Annotated in this window: 19 protein-coding genes; 3 read left to right on the plus strand and 16 right to left on the minus strand. The window is 33.1% G+C overall.

Annotation, left to right across the window (positions count from 1 at the left end; genetic code table 11):
• Nucleotides 1-445 precede the first annotated feature (445 nt).
• The gene (locus tag K337_RS0108865) at nt 446-1,273 is read right to left on the minus strand and encodes a WYL domain-containing protein (RefSeq protein WP_028856286.1); all 828 of its coding nucleotides are present in this window, start codon (nt 1,271-1,273) and stop codon (nt 446-448) included.
• Between the two features lie 184 nt (nt 1,274-1,457).
• Between K337_RS0108865 and cysK the strand changes: the two genes are divergently transcribed.
• Complete coding sequence (cysK, locus tag K337_RS0108870; RefSeq protein ID WP_028856287.1) at nt 1,458-2,381, plus strand: cysteine synthase A; 924 nt, start codon at nt 1,458-1,460, stop codon at nt 2,379-2,381.
• A gap of 39 nt (nt 2,382-2,420) precedes the next feature.
• Here the strand turns inward: cysK and K337_RS0108875 are convergent, their stop codons facing one another.
• The 7 genes from K337_RS0108875 to K337_RS0108905 form a co-directional block, all read right to left on the minus strand.
• Nucleotides 2,421-3,824 (minus strand): peptide MFS transporter, encoded by a 1,404-nt coding sequence (locus tag K337_RS0108875; protein WP_037029286.1) that lies wholly within the window; start codon nt 3,822-3,824, stop codon nt 2,421-2,423.
• Nucleotides 3,825-4,024: 200 nt separating this feature from the next.
• Nucleotides 4,025-6,070 carry a carboxy terminal-processing peptidase gene (locus K337_RS0108880; protein WP_037029288.1) on the minus strand — a complete coding sequence of 682 codons (2,046 nt, stop codon included), beginning with the start codon at nt 6,068-6,070 and terminating at the stop codon, nt 4,025-4,027.
• A gap of 65 nt (nt 6,071-6,135) precedes the next feature.
• Nucleotides 6,136-6,945 carry an aminotransferase class IV gene (locus tag K337_RS0108885; RefSeq protein ID WP_084140832.1) on the minus strand — a complete coding sequence of 270 codons (810 nt, stop codon included), beginning with the start codon at nt 6,943-6,945 and terminating at the stop codon, nt 6,136-6,138.
• A 9-nt stretch (nt 6,946-6,954) separates the two neighbouring features.
• Nucleotides 6,955-8,340, minus strand: coding sequence for an aminodeoxychorismate synthase component I (gene pabB, locus K337_RS0108890; RefSeq protein ID WP_037029290.1), 1,386 nt, complete (start codon nt 8,338-8,340; stop codon nt 6,955-6,957).
• Between the two features lie 3 nt (nt 8,341-8,343).
• On the minus strand, nt 8,344-8,934 hold the full coding sequence (locus K337_RS0108895) for an anthranilate synthase component II (protein ID WP_028856292.1): 591 nt from the start codon (nt 8,932-8,934) through the stop codon (nt 8,344-8,346).
• Between the two features lie 129 nt (nt 8,935-9,063).
• Nucleotides 9,064-9,360 carry a metal-sensitive transcriptional regulator gene (locus K337_RS0108900; RefSeq protein WP_028856293.1) on the minus strand — a complete coding sequence of 99 codons (297 nt, stop codon included), beginning with the start codon at nt 9,358-9,360 and terminating at the stop codon, nt 9,064-9,066.
• Nucleotides 9,361-9,478: 118 nt separating this feature from the next.
• Nucleotides 9,479-12,253, minus strand: a complete 2,775-nt coding sequence (locus K337_RS0108905; protein ID WP_084140833.1) for a heavy metal translocating P-type ATPase — start codon at nt 12,251-12,253, stop codon at nt 9,479-9,481.
• A gap of 297 nt (nt 12,254-12,550) precedes the next feature.
• On the opposite strand from K337_RS0108905, the gene K337_RS0108910 reads away from it, so the two are divergent.
• Complete coding sequence (locus tag K337_RS0108910; protein ID WP_028856295.1) at nt 12,551-13,024, plus strand: GyrI-like domain-containing protein; 474 nt, start codon at nt 12,551-12,553, stop codon at nt 13,022-13,024.
• A 96-nt stretch (nt 13,025-13,120) separates the two neighbouring features.
• Entirely contained in the window at nt 13,121-13,672 is a 552-nt protein-coding gene (locus K337_RS0108915; protein WP_028856296.1) for a ferritin family protein, read from the plus strand.
• A gap of 111 nt (nt 13,673-13,783) precedes the next feature.
• On the opposite strand, the gene K337_RS0108920 is transcribed toward K337_RS0108915, so the two are convergent.
• The 8 genes from K337_RS0108920 to K337_RS0108960 all read right to left on the minus strand — a co-directional run bounded on the left by K337_RS0108920 (nt 13,784) and on the right by K337_RS0108960 (nt 22,576).
• Entirely contained in the window at nt 13,784-14,371 is a 588-nt protein-coding gene (locus K337_RS0108920) for an outer membrane beta-barrel protein (protein WP_028856297.1), read from the minus strand.
• Nucleotides 14,372-14,745: 374 nt separating this feature from the next.
• A complete protein-coding gene (locus tag K337_RS0108925) occupies nt 14,746-15,888 on the minus strand; it encodes a YkvI family membrane protein (protein ID WP_028856298.1) in 1,143 nt (380 codons plus the stop codon).
• A gap of 175 nt (nt 15,889-16,063) precedes the next feature.
• The gene (locus K337_RS0108935; protein WP_084140834.1) at nt 16,064-17,374 is read right to left on the minus strand and encodes a glycine/betaine/sarcosine/D-proline family reductase selenoprotein B; all 1,311 of its coding nucleotides are present in this window, start codon (nt 17,372-17,374) and stop codon (nt 16,064-16,066) included.
• A gap of 26 nt (nt 17,375-17,400) precedes the next feature.
• Entirely contained in the window at nt 17,401-18,687 is a 1,287-nt protein-coding gene (locus K337_RS0108940; RefSeq protein ID WP_028856301.1) for a glycine/sarcosine/betaine reductase component B subunit, read from the minus strand.
• Nucleotides 18,688-18,725: 38 nt separating this feature from the next.
• Entirely contained in the window at nt 18,726-19,085 is a 360-nt protein-coding gene (locus tag K337_RS0108945) for a GrdX family protein (protein ID WP_028856302.1), read from the minus strand.
• Between the two features lie 265 nt (nt 19,086-19,350).
• Nucleotides 19,351-19,989, minus strand: coding sequence for a GntR family transcriptional regulator (locus tag K337_RS0108950; protein ID WP_028856303.1), 639 nt, complete (start codon nt 19,987-19,989; stop codon nt 19,351-19,353).
• Nucleotides 19,990-20,130: 141 nt separating this feature from the next.
• A complete protein-coding gene (locus K337_RS0108955; RefSeq protein ID WP_028856304.1) occupies nt 20,131-21,483 on the minus strand; it encodes an MATE family efflux transporter in 1,353 nt (450 codons plus the stop codon).
• An 85-nt stretch (nt 21,484-21,568) separates the two neighbouring features.
• Nucleotides 21,569-22,576 carry a toxin-antitoxin system YwqK family antitoxin gene (locus K337_RS0108960; RefSeq protein WP_028856305.1) on the minus strand — a complete coding sequence of 336 codons (1,008 nt, stop codon included), beginning with the start codon at nt 22,574-22,576 and terminating at the stop codon, nt 21,569-21,571.
• Between the last annotated feature and the right edge of the window lie 63 nt (nt 22,577-22,639).

Below are 22,639 nucleotides of genomic sequence, written 5' to 3' on the forward strand. Positions count from 1 at the left end.
TATTTCACAATATATTCTTGATTATATATTGATACCTTAATTAATCCAAGTTATTATTTTAATTAAGATATTTAACTCTTCATCACAAAATAACCGCAAAGGGCATAGAACTTTGAAAATTTATCAGAGAAAGAGAACACTAAGAAATCATTTTTGAGCTTTTAAAAAACTTTTTTTAGATGTTATCTGGCTTCTCAGTAAATATTTTACTCAGTCGTCAAACAGAATAAGTTCCGCAGTGTAACGAGGACTGTAGCTATAAAAAGACGGACATGACCTTTGACTTACTTAAAATAACATCATTAAAAAATAGTGAGCTTTTCTTTGGTTCGTTTCTTTTGCTCACCAAAAGAAATGAACCCAGTTAAGGATGGAATCCTTAGACCTTTTTTGCAAACCATAATTTAGGTTAAATAAGGAAATGTTTTTTAACCTTATTTTTTAACTAGCCATACATTTCTACCATCTTTTTAGCTTCAGCAGAAAACCACTCCCTCAAGCTTAGAGGAAATAATATCTCTACATCACTCATAAAATAGGCAAAGTATCTCTTTATCTTCTCCTCTGATCCTTCTACTACCCACCTGTCATCTAACTTTTCTATTAATTTAGGTCTGTTGGTTTTTATCCTATCGTATTTTTCCTGGCCTTTATCACTTAATCTTATCACAACCGGCATACCATAGGATAAAAATGGGTCAAAATCTCCCCTGACCTTCCCCAAATACTCTCTGTCTCCTGGGTACCTCTTCTCATCCAATATATATACATATTTAATGTTACATAATCTATAGTTCCTGTATATTTCATCTTCCTCTGAATAACAAAATAAATAATTACTCACTTCCATACTAGAATATAAAATATTATATGGACTTACAATTTTTTCGGCTGTCTCAAATTTGATCTTTATCTTTTTTTTGTCTTTTATCCCTCTTTCAATCTTCCCTATTAATTTTTCAAATATAAATCTTTCCCTTATAACTTTCGACTGGGATATATACCCGTATATTAAAGTCCTTATAAGGGAAGCTTCTGTTTCAAATTCACTTCTATTATATACCTCTGTATAAAAGTCTTCATTTTCCTTATTTAAATTAAACTGAACAATTTCCTTTTCTCCCTCAAATACAGGTATATTTTTCCCCTTTAACAGGCTATAATTTTTAACTAAATAATTTAACAGGTAATTTTTACTTACACCAAATTCTACAGCATCATATTTTAGTATATCCCCCATATACTTTGGGATAGTAACTCTTATTTTTTTCATTTTCCCCCCCACTCTTTTAAAATTCATCTTATTAGAACAGTTTATAATACATATTACTCCTATTTATTAAGTTTTTCAATATATTTATGGAACAAAAAATAATTATTTTTGTTGCTTTAATGTTCTATATATAGATGTTATACTAATAAGAGAAGTATCAAATAACTAATAGAGGTGATAAGAAATGAAAATATTAAATAACATCTTAGAAACTGTTGGAAGAACTCCAATTTTAAAAATAAATAACATCAACGATACCCATGCAGATATCTATATCAAATTGGAATCTTTTAACCCTGCTGGTTCTGTAAAGGACAGAGTAGCTTTAAATATGATAGAGGTAGCCGAAAAAAATGGGCAATTAAAAAAAGGTGATACTATTATCGAATCAACTAGTGGGAATACAGGAATCGGCCTGGCTATGGTCTGTGCTGTGAAGGGATATAAGTTGATCATTGTAATGCCTGACTGTGTAAGTGTAGAGAGAAGACAGCTTTTAAAAGCCTATGGAGCTGAATTAGTTTTAACTGACGGGTCTCAAGGAATGAAAGGCTGTTTATGCAAACTCGATGATCTTATGAAACAGCATCCAAATAGTTTTGCTCCCGATCAATTTTCAAACCCAGCTAATCCTATGGCACACTACAGTTCTACAGGAACTGAGATTTGGGAAACTTTTAAAGATGAATTGGATATTTTTGTCTGCGGAACAGGAACTGGCGGAAGTTTTTCAGGGGTCTCAAAATATTTAAAAGAAAAGAATAAAGACATTTACACTGTTGCTGTGGAACCTATGAGAGCTCCATTCATCTCTACAGGAGTTACTGGTCCCCATGACATTCAGGGAATGGGTATGAGTGCCGGATTTATCCCTTCTACATTTGATTCATCTGTTATGGACGAGATAGCTACCATCTCTTATGAAGAGGCTCAGGAGATCACTAACAGGTTAGCCAAGGAAGAGGGAGTCTTAGGAGGAGTTTCTTCTGGAGCAAATTTAGCTACGGCATTAAACCTAGCTAAACGTCCTGAAAATAAAGGTAAAAAAATCTTAACTCTTATTATGGATACAGGAGAGAGATATCTTTCTAGCGGTATATTTTATTAATTAAAAAAAGGTGTTTTCCCAGCGGGAAAACACCTTTTTTTATGCTTTTTTCAACACAGCTTCTCTTTCTCCTTCTCCCATCAATCGAAGAAGAGGTTTTCTTAAACTAAATAATGAAACTGACATTATAAGTAATAGAATTCCTATTCCACTAAATATTGTAGAGAATCCAAAATTTTGAGTAAACCCTGCTATTATACCAGAAAATATACTGGCAAAGAAGTTTGTTAAAAACCATAGTCCCATAAACAAAGTAGCATATTTAGCCGGAGCCAGCCTATTTACCATGGCATTTCCTACTGGAGATAAACAAAGCTCTCCTACAGTATTGAAAAAATAAGTTCCTGTTATAAATATCAATCCAGCTTTGACACTAGGATCCGAAGTTCCATTAGTTGATAATACAGAAAGTACCATAATTCCAAAACCTAAAGACATAAGAAGCATCCCAAGAGACATCTTTACAGGAATAGACAGGTCGCCTCTTTTTGTTTTGGATAATTTAATCCAAATAATCCCCAATACAGGAGCTATTGTCACACACAAAATTGAATTAAGTGATGTAAACCAAGGAACAGGTATATCGAACCCTCCAACACCTCTGTCTACAAAATCCCTTGCGTAAAGAGCAAAAGAGGTATAAGATTGATTAAATGCAGTCCAGAATACAGTTACAAAAACACATATTATTAATAGAGCACACACTTTATCTTTTTCACTTTTTGTTAAAGGTTCCTTAATAACCTTTCCATCTTTACCTTTGTGGCTGCGAGCTATAGGATCTCTTCCAACTTCTTTTAGATATCCTGGAGCCAGCATCTTAAATACAAAAGCACCCAACAATATTCCTCCACCACAAAATGCAAAAGCTACTTTATATCCATAAAATATGATAGACCCATCTCTTCCAACTACAGAAAATAAGTTATCTGCAACTAAACCTATTATTAAAGGGGCTAAAAATGCTCCTAAATTTACTGCCGTATATTGTAAACTATAAGCTGCATCTTTCCTGGCAGTATCCCCCTTGGGATATAAGTTCCCTATAATATTGGTTCCACTGGCTTTAAAAAAACCATTTCCTATTATTATAGTTATCAAGGCTACGTATAGTCCTGTCTGACTCTGACTTCCAAATAATATAAAATCTCCTATTCCTATGAGCACACACCCTATAAATATACATTTTTGCTGCCCCAAGTAATTATCTGCCAGCCACCCTCCAATTATTGGTGTTAAGTAGATAAATCCAGTAAAAAAACCAAAAAGAGAAGTCGCAGTTTTTACGTCCATCCCCAATCCGCCCTGAGTTAAGTTCGCTGTAAAAAATAAGACCAATATAGCTGTCATTCCATAATAACTAAATCTTTCCCATAAAATAGTGAAACACATCAACCAAAATCCCTTTGGATGCCCTTCTTTTTTCCCTGTAACTGTTGTCATAAAATCCCTCCTTATCTGTATCTTACAAATTAAGTATACTTCCCTATTTTATTGGAGTCAATAGTTCTCAAAAAAATATTCTAAGTTTTTTTTAATTTCATTCTAAGTTTTTTCTAATGACAGTTTTGTAGTAGTTTATTGGTATTTTTTCATTTTAAAAGCCTGAGTTTTGTGACATACAAAACTCAGGCTTTTAATTTTTATTTTTTTCTTCCTATAGCTAACTCATCTGCTAATATCTTAACAGTTTCTATAATCTCACCGTCTTTTTTCAATAGTTCAAGTTCATCTTTTTTAGCTCTACCTTTATTATAATCTTCCAAGGCCTTATAATCCTTAAGTTGTGGTTCATTTTTCCCCTTCATCTTCTCATTGGTTATAGCGAGCCATTTATCTTCTAATTCCTTAGTTTCCATCTTTCTGACTGCTCTATTTAAAGATACCTCTTTGTCCTTTGTTATCTCCTCTATAATACCATATCTTTTGACATTATAGATAAAGTCAGGATTATTTGCTATCCTTTCATTATGTTTCTTAGTTAAATATTCTTTCAGTTTAATGTTATTTTTACTATTTTCTCCATTTATCAGAGATTCTACCTCATCCCAAGGAAGCGGGTTATCTAGAGAACTCTCTCCTATTTCCGCACTGTCGTATGTAGGCGGAAATAAGATATCCGGCGTTACCCCTTTATGCTGCGTACTGCCACCGTCTATACGATAAAATTTACCATTTGTATACTTTAGCTCTCCAAGATCTAATTGTTTTATAGTCTGTACTGTTCCTTTCCCAAAAGTAGGAGTCCCTACGATTATTCCACGTCCATAATCCTGCATTGCTGCTGCAAAAATTTCAGATGCAGATGCACTGAGTCTGTTTACCATTACTATCACTGGTTTATCAAAATAAGTTGTCATGTCGCTATCTCCTAAATAACTTACACGACCTCCTTCTTTTACTTGAACTACAGGCCCGTAAGGTATAAATAATCCCATAAGATTATTCACTTCGCTGAGAGATCCGCCTCCATTATTTCTAAGATCTATGATCAACCCATCTATATTTTCCTTATTTAATTTTTCTATTATTTTTTTTACATCCCTGGTAGTACTCTTATAATCTTTATCTCCCTTACTATAGGCATCAAAATCCATATAAAATGAAGGCAGATTGATTACTCCTATTTTATAATTAGAGTTCTTAGATTTAGCTTCCTTTATAAAATATCTGGCTCCCCTATCCTCTAATTTCACATTTTCCCTTACAAAAGTATATTCTTTAGCCGTTTTACTGCCACTCGGAATTACTTTTAACTTTACAGTTGTCCCCTCTTTTCCTCTGATAAGGTTTACTGCATCTCCCAAGGGCCAATCCATTATATCTTCAAAAGCCTTTCCATCTGTAGCTACAGCTATTATTTTATCCTCAGGCTGAAGTTCTTTCCCCTTTGCAGCCGGCCCGTCAGGCATAATTTTTACTACCTTAATAACCCCTTTTTCCCCAGTAAGTACAGCTCCTATTCCTGAAAGCTGCAATTTCATACTTATATTAAAGTCCGCTATTTCCTTAGCCGAAAGATATGTTGTATGAGGATCATACTCCTTTAAAAAAGCATTTACAAAATACGAATATATATCATCTGTAGTTTTTTTCTCCAATAATTTTTGTCTTGTCTCCATCCTACTTTTCATCCTGTCAATACTTTTTTCATACGTCAGTTCTTCGTAATCCTCTAAAGATAAGATAGATGATTTCAACATCTTCTTCCAGTGGCTTTCATATTCTTCTTTTGTTACAAAATATGGTTCTTCTTCCCTGTCATAAACTAATTTTTCATCCAAAGTAAAATCTAAATTTTTAGGATTTTCTAATAATTTAGTCTGATATTTATTTACCCTTTCCACAGCTTCTTTATAGATATCATAGATTTCAAAAGCTGCTCTGGAGTTTCCGTTTAAAAAGTCATCATCTAATTGTTTTCCCCACTTTTTATAAATTTCATCGACCTCAGCTTGGGTAAAATATTGATGGTTATAATCCAATGTATCCAGATAATTTTTTAATACATTTTTAGAAAATTGATCATCTATATCTAAATCCTTATAGTGAGTTGTTTCCAGTGAAAAAGATATATCCGATAATACCCTATTCATCTGCTCCTTTTTTTCTGTGTCTACTTTAGCAACAGAAACTATTGCTATAAGCAGTATCCCTATTAATACCGTTATTTTTCTGTATATTTTCATATTATGCCTCCTAGTATCTTATTTTTTCAGAGTTTCCCATCTTTGGTCTGTCTTTTCTTTCAAATCTAATATTTTCTAAGTTCCTCTGCCAATAGATCTGTTATACGATATTTTTTTAAATCATAAGTTGTGTGGTCTATCTTTGATACCGGCATAATCCCCATTATAGAATTAGTCAAAAATACTTCATCTGCATCTAATAGTTTTTTTAAGGAAAAAAATCCCTGCTTCAACTCTAAATGTTTATTTTTATCTATAATCTCTATAAGTTTTTCTCTGATTATCCCTTTTAACAAACCACATTCCTTTGTAGGCGTATGGATCATCCCATCTTTAATAAAAAATATATTAGATGTTGCCCCTTCAGATATATAATTTTTACAATCTAAAAACAATACTTCATCACTGCCAATGTTTTTGGCTTCTCTAAGGGCATATATATTTTCTAGATAATTTACTGATTTAATCCCAGATATGATAGAGTTGGGATTCCTTTTGAATTCAGATATTTCCATCTTAAATCCCTCTCGATATTTTGAACTCTTATATTTGTTTTCCCTGTGGGTAACCAGTATATCAAAGGAGTCAGCGTTTTTGAGGACCGTTACCCTCAAAACAGAATTTTCTAAGGAGTTTTTCTGGATATAAAGGTTTAAATACAGGCTTAATTTTTCAAAATTAAGATCCATATTTATCTTAAGTCTTTTAACCGCTTTAATCAATCGATTATAATGTTCTTCCAAATAAATTAATTTTTTATTTTCCAATAAAATCGTCTCAAAAACTCCATACCCATATAGCAAACCATCTTCTATATCCAGTTTAAATTCATCTGATGATATAAATTTATTATTTGAAATTATGTAATTCATCATACTCAACTCCTAAGTTATGTTTAATGCCTTCACCAATGCCCTGCCCTTTACCAGGCTTTCTTCATATTCTTCATGGGGATCTGAATCCCAGACGATCCCTCCTCCTACTTGAAAATATGCCTTTTTATCCTTTAACACTATTGTTCTAATAGCAATATTCAGATCCATATTCCCATCAAATCCCAGATATCCTATGCTCCCGGTATATATATTTCTGGTTGTTGTTTCTAGTTCATCTATTATCTCCATGGCTCTTATCTTAGGAGCACCTGTGATAGAACCTCCCGGGAATGTTGATTTTATTATATCTACTGCCGATAATTCACCCTTTAATTTCCCCTGTATTGTGGCTACCATCTGTAATACAGTAGCATACTCTTCTAGATGAAATAATTCTGTTACCTTTACACTTCCTGTTTCAGCTACTCTGCTGATATCATTTCTCATAAGGTCTACTATCATTAGGAGTTCAGCCCTATCTTTTTCACTGTTTACCAACTCTTCCTTCAACTTTTTATCTTCTGCTTCAGACTTTCCACGAGGTCTCGTTCCCTTCATAGGTCTGGTTTCTATGATCCCATCAGTTAATTTTATAAACCTTTCCGGTGAGCTGGAAATTATTTCTCCCTCTCCAAAATTTAAATATGCAGCAAATGGAGCCGGGTTTATCGATTTTAAATTTTTATATAACTCATTGGAATCCCCTTCAAAATCACACTCGAACCTCTGGGTGAAGTTAACCTGATAGATATCCCCGGAATAGATATAGTCCTTTAATTTTTTTATGGATGACAGATAATAATCCTCTGTCATGTTAGAACTTATCTCTCTATTCTTGAGAATCTGTTTTTTTATTTCTTTTATTTTTAAATTTTTTTCATATTCTTTTATACTATTTTCTATTTTTTTTATTATTTCCTCTATATTTTCTTTAAATCCTATTGCCCCTATATATTTTTTATCATCTCTATGATCTATTATTACTATCCCATCATAAAAACCCATTACCATTTCAGGAATGTCCACTTCTTTATTCACTGTATTTGGCAGCTTTTCCATCAGGTGGGCCAATTCATAGGAAAAATAACCAACTCCTCCACCTACAAAGGGAATCTCTTCCCTCTCGATTTTATAAAGATCTAATTTCTCCTGTAAAATATCTAGAGGATTCCCATCTATTGTTTCTATTTTTCCATCTTCCTCTAACCTTATTTTACTTCCTTCTGATTTTATCATTAAAAATGGATCTACACCTATAAATGAATATCTCCCTAATTTTTGACTATCCATCCCGCTATCCAAAAAAAATGGGTAGTTCCCATCTTTTTTAACAGCTTCGAATAACTCCATACTAGTTAAATCACTTTCAAACTCTATTATCTTTGCTTTTTTCATCGACTATTCTCCTAATTTAAAATCTCCTTTTGCTTCTGCTAAAAAATTAGCCAGCATCTCATGTCCACACTCTGTTAGGAGAGCTTCCGGATGAAACTGCACTCCCTCCAAAAGATATTTTTTATGCCTTACTCCCATTATCTCTCCATCAACAGTCTCTGCTGTAATAATCAATTCTTTCGGTAATTTATTTCTATCGGCTATAAGGGAATGATATCTTGTCACTTTTATTGGATTTTTAAGGCCTTTAAAAACTCCTCTTCCAATATGAGGTATCTCTTCTACCTTTCCATGGACTGGTGTTTCAGCCTTTATTATCTCTCCACCCAATATTTGAATCAAGGATTGGTGTCCTAGACAAATTCCTAATATAGGTATAGTTTTATAGAATTTTTTTATTACTTCTACACTTATTCCTGCCTCATCTGGTGTTTTAGGCCCGGGAGATATCACTATCATATCAGGGTTTAATTCCCTGATTTTTTCTATACTTATCTCGTCGTTTCTATACACCCTTACCTCTTCCCCTAATTCATTCAAATATTGAACTAAATTATAGGTAAAGGAGTCGTAGTTATCTATCATTAATATCATAAATTTCTCCTAAAATGTTCATAGTTTATTACTAAAATTATATGTTAATTTCCTAATATTATCAAGGGATTAAATAATATAAAAAAGGCCAAGTAAAATTAATTACTCAGCCTTTCAATATATTTATCTTTATTTCATCATTTTTTTTATAGTTACCAGGAGTTCATCTATAACCTCTGTTTTCCCCTCAGATAGTTGCTCGATCATACATGATTTCATATGAGCTTCTAGTAGCAAGTTAGCTGTCCCGCTGAGAGCACTCCTTATCGATGATATTTGAGTCAATATATCATCACAATATATATCCTCTTCTACCATCTTATTTATCCCTCTGACCTGGCCCTCGATCCTGTTTAATCTGTTTTTTAATTTTTTCTTTAACTCCTCATTATGGTGTGACTTCTTATCTGCACAGCATGTTGACATCTCATCCCTCCTTCTATGGTTTCCTCACATTTAAAATTTAATTTAATTATCTCCTCTAAAAAACTTCCCTTAGCCTTTCCAAAAGAAAGATAGTCCCTTATCCACATTAGAATAATATCTAATATTTACTTTTAAATAATTTTAATCTCAATGCATTGCTCACTACAGAAACTGAACTCATTGCCATGGCTGCTCCTGCTATCATTGGATTTAGTAATGGTCCGCCAAATATATAGAGTAATCCTGCTGCTACCGGTATCCCCAAAGTATTATATCCAAATGCCCAAAATAAGTTCTGCTTAATATTTTTAATGGTAGCACGGCTGAGCTCTATAGCCACAGCTACATCCTTTAAGTCACTTTTCATAAGTACTATATCCGCTGATTCCATAGCTACATCTGTTCCAGAAGCTATTCCTATTCCTATATCTGCCTGAGCCAGTGCAGGAGCATCATTTATCCCGTCTCCTACCATCCCTACTCTATATCCCTGCTCCTGTAATTTTTTTACCTCTTCTATCTTATCTTCTGGCATAACTTCAGATAAAACCATATCTATCCCTACCTGTTCCCCTATGGCATCTGCTGTTTTCTTATTATCTCCAGTTATCATTGCCACCTGGATGCCCATATCTTTTAAATTTTGAATGGCTTTTCTGCTGCTTTCTTTTATTGGATCAGCCACTGCTATTATCCCGCTAAGTTTTCCATCTATAGCAACCATCATAGGTGTCTTCCCTTGTTTAGCCAATTGATCTACTTTCTCTTTATCTTCTTCTAGCACTTCTACATTATTTTTTACCATCAATTTTTGATTTCCAACCAAGATGCTCTTTTTCTCTACTACTCCTACTATTCCCATTCCTGTCACTGAATTAAATCCATTTACTTCTAAGAGTTTCATTCCTCTTGTCTTTACTTCTTCTACTATGGCATCTCCTAGTGGATGTTCAGAATGAGTTTCTAGAGATCCAGCCAGCTGCAATAATTTCTCTCTATCTATTATCCTGCTTTCCTCCCCCTCCACTACATCTGTTACCACAGGTTTTCCAAGGGTAATAGTTCCTGTTTTATCAAAAATTATATAATCTAGTTTATGGGTAGTTTCTAGTGCTTCTCCACCTTTTATAAGGATTCCATTTTTAGCTCCCATACCTGTTCCTACCATGATAGCTGTAGGAGTGGCAAGACCTAAAGAACATGGACAAGCTATAACCAATACTGCAATGAATATAGTGAGAGCAAATATACTTGGATCATTATTTAACTCCATCCATCCTAATTTCCCTGCTAAATACCAGAGAGTTGATGAAATCATAGCAATCACTATAACTACTGGTACAAAATATCCTGATATTATATCTGCCATCCTGGCAATAGGAGCTTTAGAACCTTGGGCATCTTCTACTAATTTTATTATATGGGATAGGGTAGTATCTTCTCCTGTAGCCTTTGTTTCTATCTGGATACTTCCATTTTTATTTATACTGGCTCCGACCACACGATCTCCTACCCTTTTTTTCACAGGTATACTTTCACCAGTCAGCATAGATTCATCTATACTGGTTTGACCGCTTATAACTATCCCATCTACCGGAACTTTCTCTCCAGGTTTAACCAATACAATGTCGCCTACTTCTACCTCTTCTACCTCTACCTCTATAATCTGTCCATCTTTCAATATAGCTGCCATTTTAGGCCTTAAACTTCCTAATTTTTTAATTGCTTCTGAGGTTTTCCCCTTACTTACATCCTCCAAATATTTCCCCAAAGAGATAAGGGCTAAGATTACCACTGCTGATTCATAGTACAGATGGTGAGCCATAGTTATATTCCCCATATAGATCTCAAGAGTTCCATACAGACTATACAGTATAGCTGCTCCTGTACCAATGGCTATCAAGCTATCCATATTGGGATTTCTAAATAAAACTTTGAACCCCACTAAATAAAATCTTCTTCCTAAATAAACTACTGGTATTGTAAACAACAGCTGGATCATTGCAAAATTCATTGGGTTTTTATCCAGATCAATAACTCCAGGCAGAGAAGCTCCCAGCATAGATCCCATTGCTATATATAATATTACCCCTCCAAAAAACAGCATTCCCATCAATTCATACCATTTTTTCTTCAATTCTAATTTTTTCTTATCAAAATCCAAATCTCTCTCATCCTTTACGGCTTTAAACCCCAAAGACTCTACTTTTTTTTTGATTTGAGATAATTTTATCTCTTTTTTATTAAATTTTATCCTCATTTTTTCTGTGGTTAAATTTACTACAACTTCATCGACACCTTGTTCCTTCCCCAGGTTCACTTCTATACTCCTAACACACGATTGACATGTCATCCCTTCAATCTTCAGAGTTATATCTTCCATGAAGCTTTTCTCTATAACTTCATATCCTGCATATTCAATTGTTTTCTTTATGGTATCCAGATTTACCTTTGTAGAGTCAAAAACTATCTCTAATTTACTCGTTAAAAAATTTATGTCCGCCTTCTCTACTCCATCTAATTTCCCTGTTTTAGTCTCAATACTTCTCACACATGCCTGGCAGGTAATACCACCTACCTCAATAATCTCAGTTGTTAAAACTTTACCTTCTATTATAGTTTGCTCTTTTTCAGGCTCAACATTTTCATTCTTTTCTTTCTTATCTTTCTTATTTTCCCCTTGTTCCAAAACTCCATAGCCTGCATTTATTATCTCTTTTTTTAGATAGTCTAAATCAACTAAAATCTCACTCTCAAAGTTAATGGTCAAAGTAGAATTTTCTAAATCTATTACCCCCTTACTTACCCCATCCATATTATTTGCTATGCCCTCTACTTTCTTCTTACACTTCCCGCATCCTAAACCCGTTAACTTTAGTACCAAAGTTTTCATTTTCCTCACCCCTTGGAGACCTTTTGGCCCAATATAAAATCAATAATTTATAATTAATTCAAAAATAGTTTTTTAACACAAATATTATAACCTTTTGAAATCTAACCAACATTTAAAGTCATATATAGTTTTAAATCAGTTAATTTTTCGCCTCCCAAATATACCCCCACACCCTATACAAGAAGTTTACCACCTAACTTTTAAATTGTCAAAATTATTATTCTTGGTATTTTTTATAAATGGGAGTATATTTATAATGAAAGGTATTTTAATATATATAATTAATTAGGAGGCAGGATGAAATTTGAAAATGTAGAATTTAAGGAACAAAAATGTTTTGGTATTGAAGAGCATATTACAACAACAAATAAAAAAGAAGGTCTTATCAATAACTTATGGATGACCTTTGTAGAATCTATCGATTATAAAGCTGCTGGAGCTCTCTATGGAGTCTCTAAAAATTTTGACATAACTACCCAGGAGTTTGATTATTCAGCTTGTGCCGATATAAACACACCTATTTTAAAAGAATTCACAAGAAAAGATATAACTATCCCTGGAGGAAAGTATGCTAAATTTAGTTCTAAGGGGATTATGAATGACAAAACAATAGAAAAATTTTATACCGATGTATTTACCTTTACAATGGTAGGAGGAGAAATTACTCCGGATATGGAAAGAGGAATAAATTCCTTTGAACTCTATGACGAATCATATCTGGGTATAGATAATCCTGAGTCAGTCTATTATCTTTTAATTCCTATAAAATAATTGTTGACATTATCTGCTAAACGAGTTATTATACTTTTGTAATCAATACAAAGTTGTTAAATTAAAATAAAAATTATATACAGGGAGTGGTTAAAAATGGTAAAAGTAAGATGTACAGTATGTGGAGAAATATTAGATGCAAATGTTGAAGTATGTCCAGTATGTAAAGCTGGTAAAGATAAATTCGTAGCTTATGATGAAAATGCAACTGAAGAGTGGGCAACTGAGCATAAGTTAGGAGAAGGATTAGCTTGTGGAGATGCTGAAATCATCGAAGGATTAAAAGCTAACTTTGCAGGAGAATGTACAGAAGTTGGAATGTACTTAGCAATGTCAAGAGTAGCAGACAGAGAAGGATATCCTGAAGTTGCTGAAGCATACAAGAGAATTGCATTTGAAGAAGCAGAACATGCAGCTAAATTTGCTGAATTATTAGGAGAAGTTGTTTGTGATTCATCTGAAGAAAACTTAAGATTAAGAGTTGCAGCTGAATACGGTGCTACATCTGGTAAATTTGAATTAGCTAAAAGAGCTAAGCAATTAGGATTTGATGCAATCCACGATACAGTACATGAGATGGCTAAAGATGAAGCTAGACATGGAAAAGCTTTCAAAGGTTTATTAGAAAGACATTTTGAAGGAAAATAAGCAACATAACATTACATCCAAATAGTCATAAATTAAGATTTTTATAAATTTTATATCTTTCTTAATATTAAAAGGAGAAAATTCAATTGAATTTTCTCCTTTTTTAATTTATTATTCAAATCTATACCCTAAAGATACATATACTAACTCTTCTTGAGTCGTCCCTTTTTGAAACCCTGGGTTAGTAGATTCCTTGAATTCTGTCATCTGATATCCTATCTCTAAATTAACATTTTTATATTCCAGCCCTGCTGCTACACCTGCTGCCCATTGACCTTCGATTTTTTCAACTTCATCACTTGTTGAAACTACTTTGGCATCCCCAAATACCCATCCACCTTTAGCACTGACATAGGGAGTCAATAGATCCAATTGATTAAAGCTATATCTCATTACACCCATCAATCCAAAAGTATCTAAAGTATCGTCATAACTTTTTACCCCTGTAGTGTCTTTCATATCCAAACCATAGGGAACCCAAGCTATATTTACACCCATCTCAAAGTTTTTTGTTACACCATATAGTATATCAGCATTTATCCCTTTAAAAGTATCGTCTGTAAATCCGCTTCCAACATCTTTTCCCATAGAAATTTTAGGAATAAAACTAAGCTGTCCTTCACGACCTCCCTTTGCGTCTGCCATTGCCATAGTAGACATCGTCCCTAATATCATAGTTAATATTATTAATCTTTTCATCTCTCCCCCTCCTAATATTTAACCTTTATTTTTTGTCTTAATTCAAGTATAACTCAAGAAAAATGAAAAAGCGACCAATTTTAGAAAAATAATGGCCGCTTTTAATCTGGATTCAACATATCTGATCCTTTAAATTTTTAACTTCATTACAGTTCTTAGCTTAATTTTAATATAAATCTGCTATAAATATTGTCATTATGGCATCGGGTCTTATAACTCTTACTAATGGAATCCATCAGTTAAAAAATCTTTAACTTAACCCCTCCAGAGCACTGGAAAGATTCAGAGATCTTATAGCTAATATTATCAATAAAGAAAAAAGTTAAAAAAGATGACTCCTGTAAAATACAGAAATCACCTTTTAGCTGCATAAATTATTGTTTCACCCTTTTTTCAGTTTCTTTAATAAGAATTACCGTTTTCTTCTTTAACCTTCTACTAATACTCTTGTAACACATTATCACCAACAGGATACCACCAAGATACCCATTGATAACATAAACAATGTTCACAAGTTTATCAAAAGGAAGCCATATTCCAATAAAGAAACCTAAAGTAGCTAGTGAACATGTAAGAACTTTAAATGACTTTGTGCCCTCTACAGTAAATCTCGCTGAGACACTCCAAAGTAAAGGAACTGCTGTGGAGAAAATTCCTGCTAAGATTATTAGAGCAAATATACTGGAAAACAGTGGATGAATATTGTTAGCAAGGTAAAGCATTGGGATTTGTGTACCGGCTGTCGTATTGATAGACGACAGTAGCCCCAAGGTGATAACCACTACTGCCAGGGAGAACAGAGCTCCTCCAAGGATCCCTCCAGATTTAGCTTCTAACGAACTTTGAGCCTTTGCTCCTAAAGAAGCCAGGAATCCGGCTAACCAAAGCATACAGAAACCAACATATGAAAAAGCAGCTAAATACCATGATGATGATGCCTTCACCAGTTTTTCGGAAGATTTCAAAGATTCTATGGACAAGGACACTGTTTTGGGATCTAGGTTTGCATAGTTCTTGACGATAGCTACAAGACCTACACAAATTGCGATAGCAACTATAATAGGCCCGACTCTTCCAACGATTTCAACTATCCTAGACAATCCTCTAAGTACTGTGATTAAAGACAAAGAAACTATTAAAAGTCCACCAACTATCGCCGGTGTCCCATAATGCTGAGTCATGGTAGCAGATGCACCTGCTACCATGACTACAAAAGACATAAAACAAAATATTGTTGAAAAATAATCAAAGAAGAACCCTAATTTTTCTCCACAATAGTATTTATAGATGTCGTTACCTTTTTCAAATTTCTCCCTGTGCCCAACCTCTAAAAAACTAGAGCAGACATATACTAAGAGTAGAAAAACAACAGCAGAACCCGCTAATCCTAAGTAACCATAACCGGCAAAATACTGTAAGATTTCTTGTCCGGTCGCAAATCCTGAACCTATCAGAAAAGCAATTATAGCTCCACCAAACATCATGACAGTTTTTTTATTGATTTTTTCGTTTACCATCCAAACCTCCTTTTTTTCAAAAGACACTTTATTACCCCTAATCTCTGAAAGACTGATTTTAAAAGGGAATAATCGATAATTGTGTAGTCTTCCTAAGTAGGGCATTTTTAAGTAGAGAAAAAAATATTTTTTCTCAAGCCCTTTACCACGGGCTCAAGAAAAAATAATCAATTATTTATTCAAATTCAGTTATACCAGAAACCTCTGTAGATAAAGCATCTACGGCTCTTTTTACAAGACTATATTTTAATTCTCCCTCTTCCTTAGAAGAAAGTTTTGGGTTTCCTACTGGATGTGGTATTGCAATAGTCGGAACAATTCTATTTGCACCTACTGATTTAGATATAGTGGTAATTGTAGACATATGAACTACCGCTATTCCAAATCTTTCTATTTCTTTCAAGATCGTTGCACCGCAACGAGTACAAGTTCCTCAGGTAGAAGTCATGATTACTCCATCCACACCATCTGCTTTGAGTAACTCACCCATCTCTTTTCCAAACTTAACGGCATTCCCTACAGATGTTCCTGTTCCTGTAGTCGTATAGAAATATTTCTCTACTTTTCCTATTTGACCTTCAGCTTCAAGTTTTTTTAACATTGCAAGAGGTGCTACTCTATCTGGATCTTCATTTGCATACACAGGGTCAAACCCTCCATGAATAGTAATAAATCCTGCTTCCTTGAGACTATCAAATTCATTTATATCATATCTTCCCCATATTTGGGCACTGGCTGATTGAATCCTGTCTGGGTTACCTTTTGGTACCATTCCACCAGTTGTAATTAAAGCAATAGTCGCCTTAGTTATATCTTTAATCGCATCTGCCGGATCTACTGTATCAAACACAGGCATTGGAAGTTCTGTTGTAAATTCTCTTCCATTTAATCTGTCTAAAAGCATATCTACAGCTCTTTCAGATCCTCTTTTCTCTACAAAGATTGTTTTTCTCTTCCCTTGAGGAATATACCCATCTTCTTTAGGTAATCCTAATTCTTCTCCAGCTACTATTTTTTTCACAATTGCTGCCATTGATTTTAAAGCTTTACGCATACCACCGGCCGAAGCCCCTGTTTCAGCAACTATAACTTTAGCTTTGCAAAGTTCAACTGCCGGGTTTTCAATATACATTCCTGTTATTGCTGGAATTTTTAATTCCTCTATCACATATTTGGCAATTTCTCCACACGCCATCCCATATCTTCCTGCATTGAAAGCTGGCCCTGTTACAACTATGTCTGGTTTAGCGTCTTTTATCATTTTACTAATCTGTGCCATAGCATCTTCTTTTTTTTCATTGAAATAGTTATCTCCACAAATTACAGTTCCAACTACTTCTCCCTCTCCTTTTAATAAAGCATCAAAAGCCGTTGCCGGTCCTACATTTCCCTCTATAAATTGAGGCTTCATTCCTGCTTTATCTTCTCCACCTATTTGACCAAAAAACTGATTCAAATAATATACTACTTTAAACTTTTTTTCCATTATATATTCCCCTCCAGTCATAGTTATTAATATAATTTAGATGTACAATTATGATATCCAATCTCTGATGTTGCTCCTATTATTGCGTTTAACTCACATTGAAAACTTCCATCTTCTAGAAGTGAACCTTCCCATCCTCCTGCTAAGGTAGATATGGCTTCCATATTTCCTAAAATTACGTCTGCAGGTGGTAGAGTAACCAAGTGACTTACATTTCCTCCTGAAACTACCGCAACTGCTTCTTTTGCTGTATCTGCAAGCGACTGAGACATTCCATCTCTTCCAGCACATTCATCAGTAATTAAAACTGTTTTTATTCCTGAATCTTCCAATCTTTTACAGATCATCAATAGATCTGTATCTGGATTTCCGTATCCCTCTTCCGATACAATAACTCCGTCAGCTCCTACCATCTTACATAATTTAGCTGTATAATCACATGTTCTGATCTTCCCCGCTAAAGTTGTTAATTCTGGAGTTAATACAACACCTAAAAAGTTTAATTCCTTTCCGTGTTTTGCATATAAATCTTTCATAACCGGATTGTTTTGATGTTGGTAAGTTGTTATTTTATCACAGGCAGCTACACAGTTCCCACTGATAACCGCTCCATCCAACTCTTCATTTGGATGTAATAATGTCGGTAATATCTGTTGACTGTTTACACCATATATATAACCGTCATGTAATAATCCTTGAGATATCAACATTTCTACATACAGAACTTTTGGTAAGTCAGGATATTTTGCAATCTCTTCCACCATGCTTCCAGTTTCATAAACTTCAACCTCATCTGGTTCTATCTCTCTTCCTGCTTCTCCAATAAATGCAGCGGCTTTTAGTCCCGCCATTCTGACAACATCTTCATGAACATGAGGTTCTAAACCATCTATAGGAATAATCTCTACTACTAGATTTAATGTCTTAGAAAAGGGAGTCCATTTAGCACCTTCGCCCCACATATCAATTACACCTTCTTGAAATCCTACAATATCTCCTATGGTTACCACTGCAACACCATTTAATATATTAACTTTCCCTTCTCCTGCTTGAGTTACTTTTGCTAATACACCTGGAAATTGATCTCCTTCCCCTTCAATTTTTACCCTTGGTTCAATAGCATCTTTTACAGGAATAATTCTTACCTTCTCTCCCGGTCTTGCTATATCAATCTTTACTTCTTTAATTTTATTATTTGTTTTTAACTCAGCTACTACTTCTTCCTTGTTTACAAATAACACTCCATTCACTACTTCTGTTTTTTCTCCAAACTGTATATCCTTAATATTAATTTTTCTATGTTCTAACTTCAAAATGACACCTCCAAAATTTTTAAAAAGACATTGCATTATTATTTAATTTCCCCAAGTGCAGATTCTAAAAGCTTATAGTCAACGATTGCATAATCTTTAGAATTTTTAATATCCTCTTCTCTCACCCCCATATGCTGATTATATTTTTCAATACTTGATTCAATAATTTCAGTATGAAAACAATTTAACTTTCCCTCTTTTTCCTTAACTATTACAGAAAAATATGGTGAAAACATCATTCTCAAGCTGGCCCCCAATGGATGAGTCAACAACTCACTCCCACTATGAACCAAATCTCTTACCTTTTCTAGTAGCTCCCTCGATGTACCTTCAATAAAATAAACATTATCAAATTTTTCTTTAACCATTGGATTATTACTTACTATTAAACATTCCAAAGAACCCTCCTCCTAAAAATACTTTTATTCTATTTGTTGTATACTTGTTGTATTTTTATCTTATATCAGGAGTATACATTACAATTTTATATTATCCAAATTTTTTTTGATTTTTTTTTCACATAATTAAAGTTAATAAAAATCAACATCTATGTTGGCTTCAACCACAGTATTTAAAATGTTTAATGTATTAAATCATTTTATAATTCCCAGGACAATAAAAAAATCCGAGAAATAATTCTCGGATTTTTTTTATTAATTTTATTTAAAGCATCTCTTTTTTGATTTTTTCAACAAAAACATCTATATGCTCACGGGCATATTTTTCTGCTTTGTCTCTATCTTTTTCCTTTATAGCTGTAAGAATCTTCCCCAATGTTTCGGTGAAAATTTCCATTGAGTCTATATGATCTTCAGAATAATGCCACAATCTTTCAGTATGAATATGCAAATTAGAAAGTATCTCTTCTAGACATGTATTCCCACAATTCTCTAAAATTATCTTATGAAATTTTTCATCCTCTGAAATAGCTTTTTGATAGTCCTCCTCAATATTATATTGGAGAAGGTTATTATATATTTCTTCAAGTTTAGAAATTTCTTCTTCTGAAATTTTATCTACACACAGCTTTGTGGCAAGGCTGTCAAATTCTCTGGTTATTTCAAATACTGACTTCATATATTTAAAATCAATATGTGAGACCTGAGCCCCATACCTTGGTATAATTTTAAGTAATTTATTACTGTTTAACCTTTGAAATATCTCTCTTATAGGTGTCCTGCTTATTTCAAATTCATTTCCAATATCAACCTCATTTAAAACTATTCCAGGTTCATATTTAATTTGAATAATTCTATCTTTTAAAATATTATATATTTCATCTGTTGTAATCTTTTTTTTCATTGCAGACCATCCTTTTATCTTTAAGAATCATTTTTTTAAAATTAATGTTTTTATATCTATAATTATAACTACTTTTTATTAAAAATACAAGGTAAAACAAATTTCCCATAATATCAACAGTCATTTTAAAAAAATTTCATCTTAAAGTGAAATCGATTCCACTGAAGAATTACTCTCCATCTCCTTAAATTCTTTCTTCATAAAATACATAGCAACTATTGCTGCTATAGTATCTGAAATTGGAAATGCCAGCCAAACACCATTTAACCCCCAAAATACAGGTAATATATATATAAGAGGAATAGTCAGGACTGCTAACCTTATTGTTAATAACTGAGTAGTTTTTTTCCCTTTTCCTACTGCCTGAAAATAATTTGTTCCCGACAGATAGAGAGCTGTAGACACCATCATAAACAGATTCAATTTTATTGCATGACCTGTAAATTCTATAAGTTTTTCATCGTTCACAAAAAATCTAGCTACTGTATCTGCATTCCCTACAACTACAAAAACAAGGATTAAGGCCACCGTAAATGTAATCTTCGTAGACAATATAAAAGTTTCCTTTACCCTATCAAACTTTTTTGCCCCATAATTATAGGATAGTATGGGTTGTCTTCCTTGGTTAAATCCTATAAAACTTGTATTTATAAAATTTCTTGAAGTAGATACTATTCCAACTGCTGCTATAGCCAGATCTCCCCCGTAATAGTTTAACTTAATGTTCATAATATACACTGAAACTCCATTTAGAAATTGATTTAAAAATGACCCTATACCTATCTTTGAAATCTCCATCATTACTTCTAAATTTGGTCTTATATTTTTTAATTTTAAAGTTATTATATCCGATCTAAAAAAGTGATATAACTGTATTATTGCAGGAACTACACCAGCTGCAGCTGTTCCAATGGCTGCACCCTTTATTCCCATTCCAAACCTTACAATTAAGATATAATCTAGGATTGTATTTAAAACTGCTCCAAGTAGATTAATCTTCATAGACAACATAGGATTTCCCTCTGTCCTGATAAAAGCATTGAGAGACATAAACACCAATTGAAGCACAAGAGTTGGAATTATATATGCGTAATAAGTATAAGCATAACCTATATTATTTTTACTTGCTCCCAATATTTCTAAGATAGGAGTTAAATTTAAAAGGATTAAACCTGTCAAACTCAAACCTATCATGATTATCCAAAATATCGTAGTCCCTAAGACCTTTTCGGCACCGTCCTTATCCCTTTCTCCTAATTTTATCCCTGCTGCTGAAGCTCCTCCAATGGCAAAAAACATCCCAATTCCACCTATCAGTATAGTTATCGGAAATATAATAGCTAAGGCACCTATCCCATCCCTTCCCACATTCTGTCCTATAAAATATCTGTCGGTAATGTTGTATATCATATTTATCAAAACAGCTATAGTTGATGGTATGGAAAACTTGATAAGTAGGGGCAATATCTTTTTTTTCTCTAATTCTGTATTCATTCTCTCTCCTGAATTCTAATTTTTCTTTTAATTTTATCACATTTAGAAGTAAAAAAAAGGAGATTTTCACCTCCTTTAAAATAAATTATAATTTTTTTGAAGCTTCCTCAGATTCTTTTTCTATATTTTTCTCTTCTGTTCCCATTTGGTAATTATAAACATTTTTTATCTTTCCATTCTCATAATATTGAATATATTTTCCATCTAATTGTCCTTCTACATAATTTACTTCTTTTTTTATTTGCCCTGTCATATAATATGCTAGACCTTTCCCATTGTATTCTCCATCTACATAGTTACTTGCATCCCTTATTTGGCCATTTTCATAGTAAGTTATATATTCTCCATCTAGTTTTCCATTACTATAATTTTTTTTAACCCTCAAGTTTCCATTTTTATAATATCCCAAAGCTTCTCCATTTAAATTTCTATTTAAATAAGTTTTTTTATTATTAATCTGACCATCTTCATAGTAGATTATATAATCCCCTTCAACCTCACTATTTTTATAATTTATCTTTGATTTGATTTGACCATCTTCATAGTATGATAAATATTCTCCCTCTAACTGCCCTTCTACATAATTACTTTTTTCTTTTAATTCTCCTCCTCTATAATAAACTATTTTTTCACCACTTAATTTATTATTTATATAGTTTTCTACCTCTCTCTCTTGTTTATTATCGTAAAATCTGATATTTTGTCCTTCTAATACACCTTCAATGTAATTAGATAGACTTTTTTTGTTTCCATTTTCATAGTAAGTTATTTTTTGACCATCTAATTCATCATTCGTATAGCTTATTTGTTCCTTCATTTCTCCATCTTCATAATAAGTTATATATTTACCGTTTAATTTTCCATCTTTATAACTTCTCTCTACTAAATTAATCCCTTCAATAGAATTTCCAATTACTAATCCTGTATACGGCAGTTCTTCTCCTACTTTATAAAATACATCTTCTCTATTTTCCAGTTGATTCAATCTTATTTTTTCTACCTGTCCCGTTTCTTCTTCCTTTTTAGTCTGACTATTATTACATCCACTTAATATCAATGTCAACAAAGTCAAAATAATTAATATTTTTTTCATATCTGCCTCCTATTTCATTATTTTTATCTGATATAATTTATTTTCCCATTGATATATCCTACT

The organism is Psychrilyobacter atlanticus DSM 19335, assembly GCF_000426625.1.
Classification (GTDB): domain Bacteria; phylum Fusobacteriota; class Fusobacteriia; order Fusobacteriales; family Fusobacteriaceae; genus Psychrilyobacter; species Psychrilyobacter atlanticus.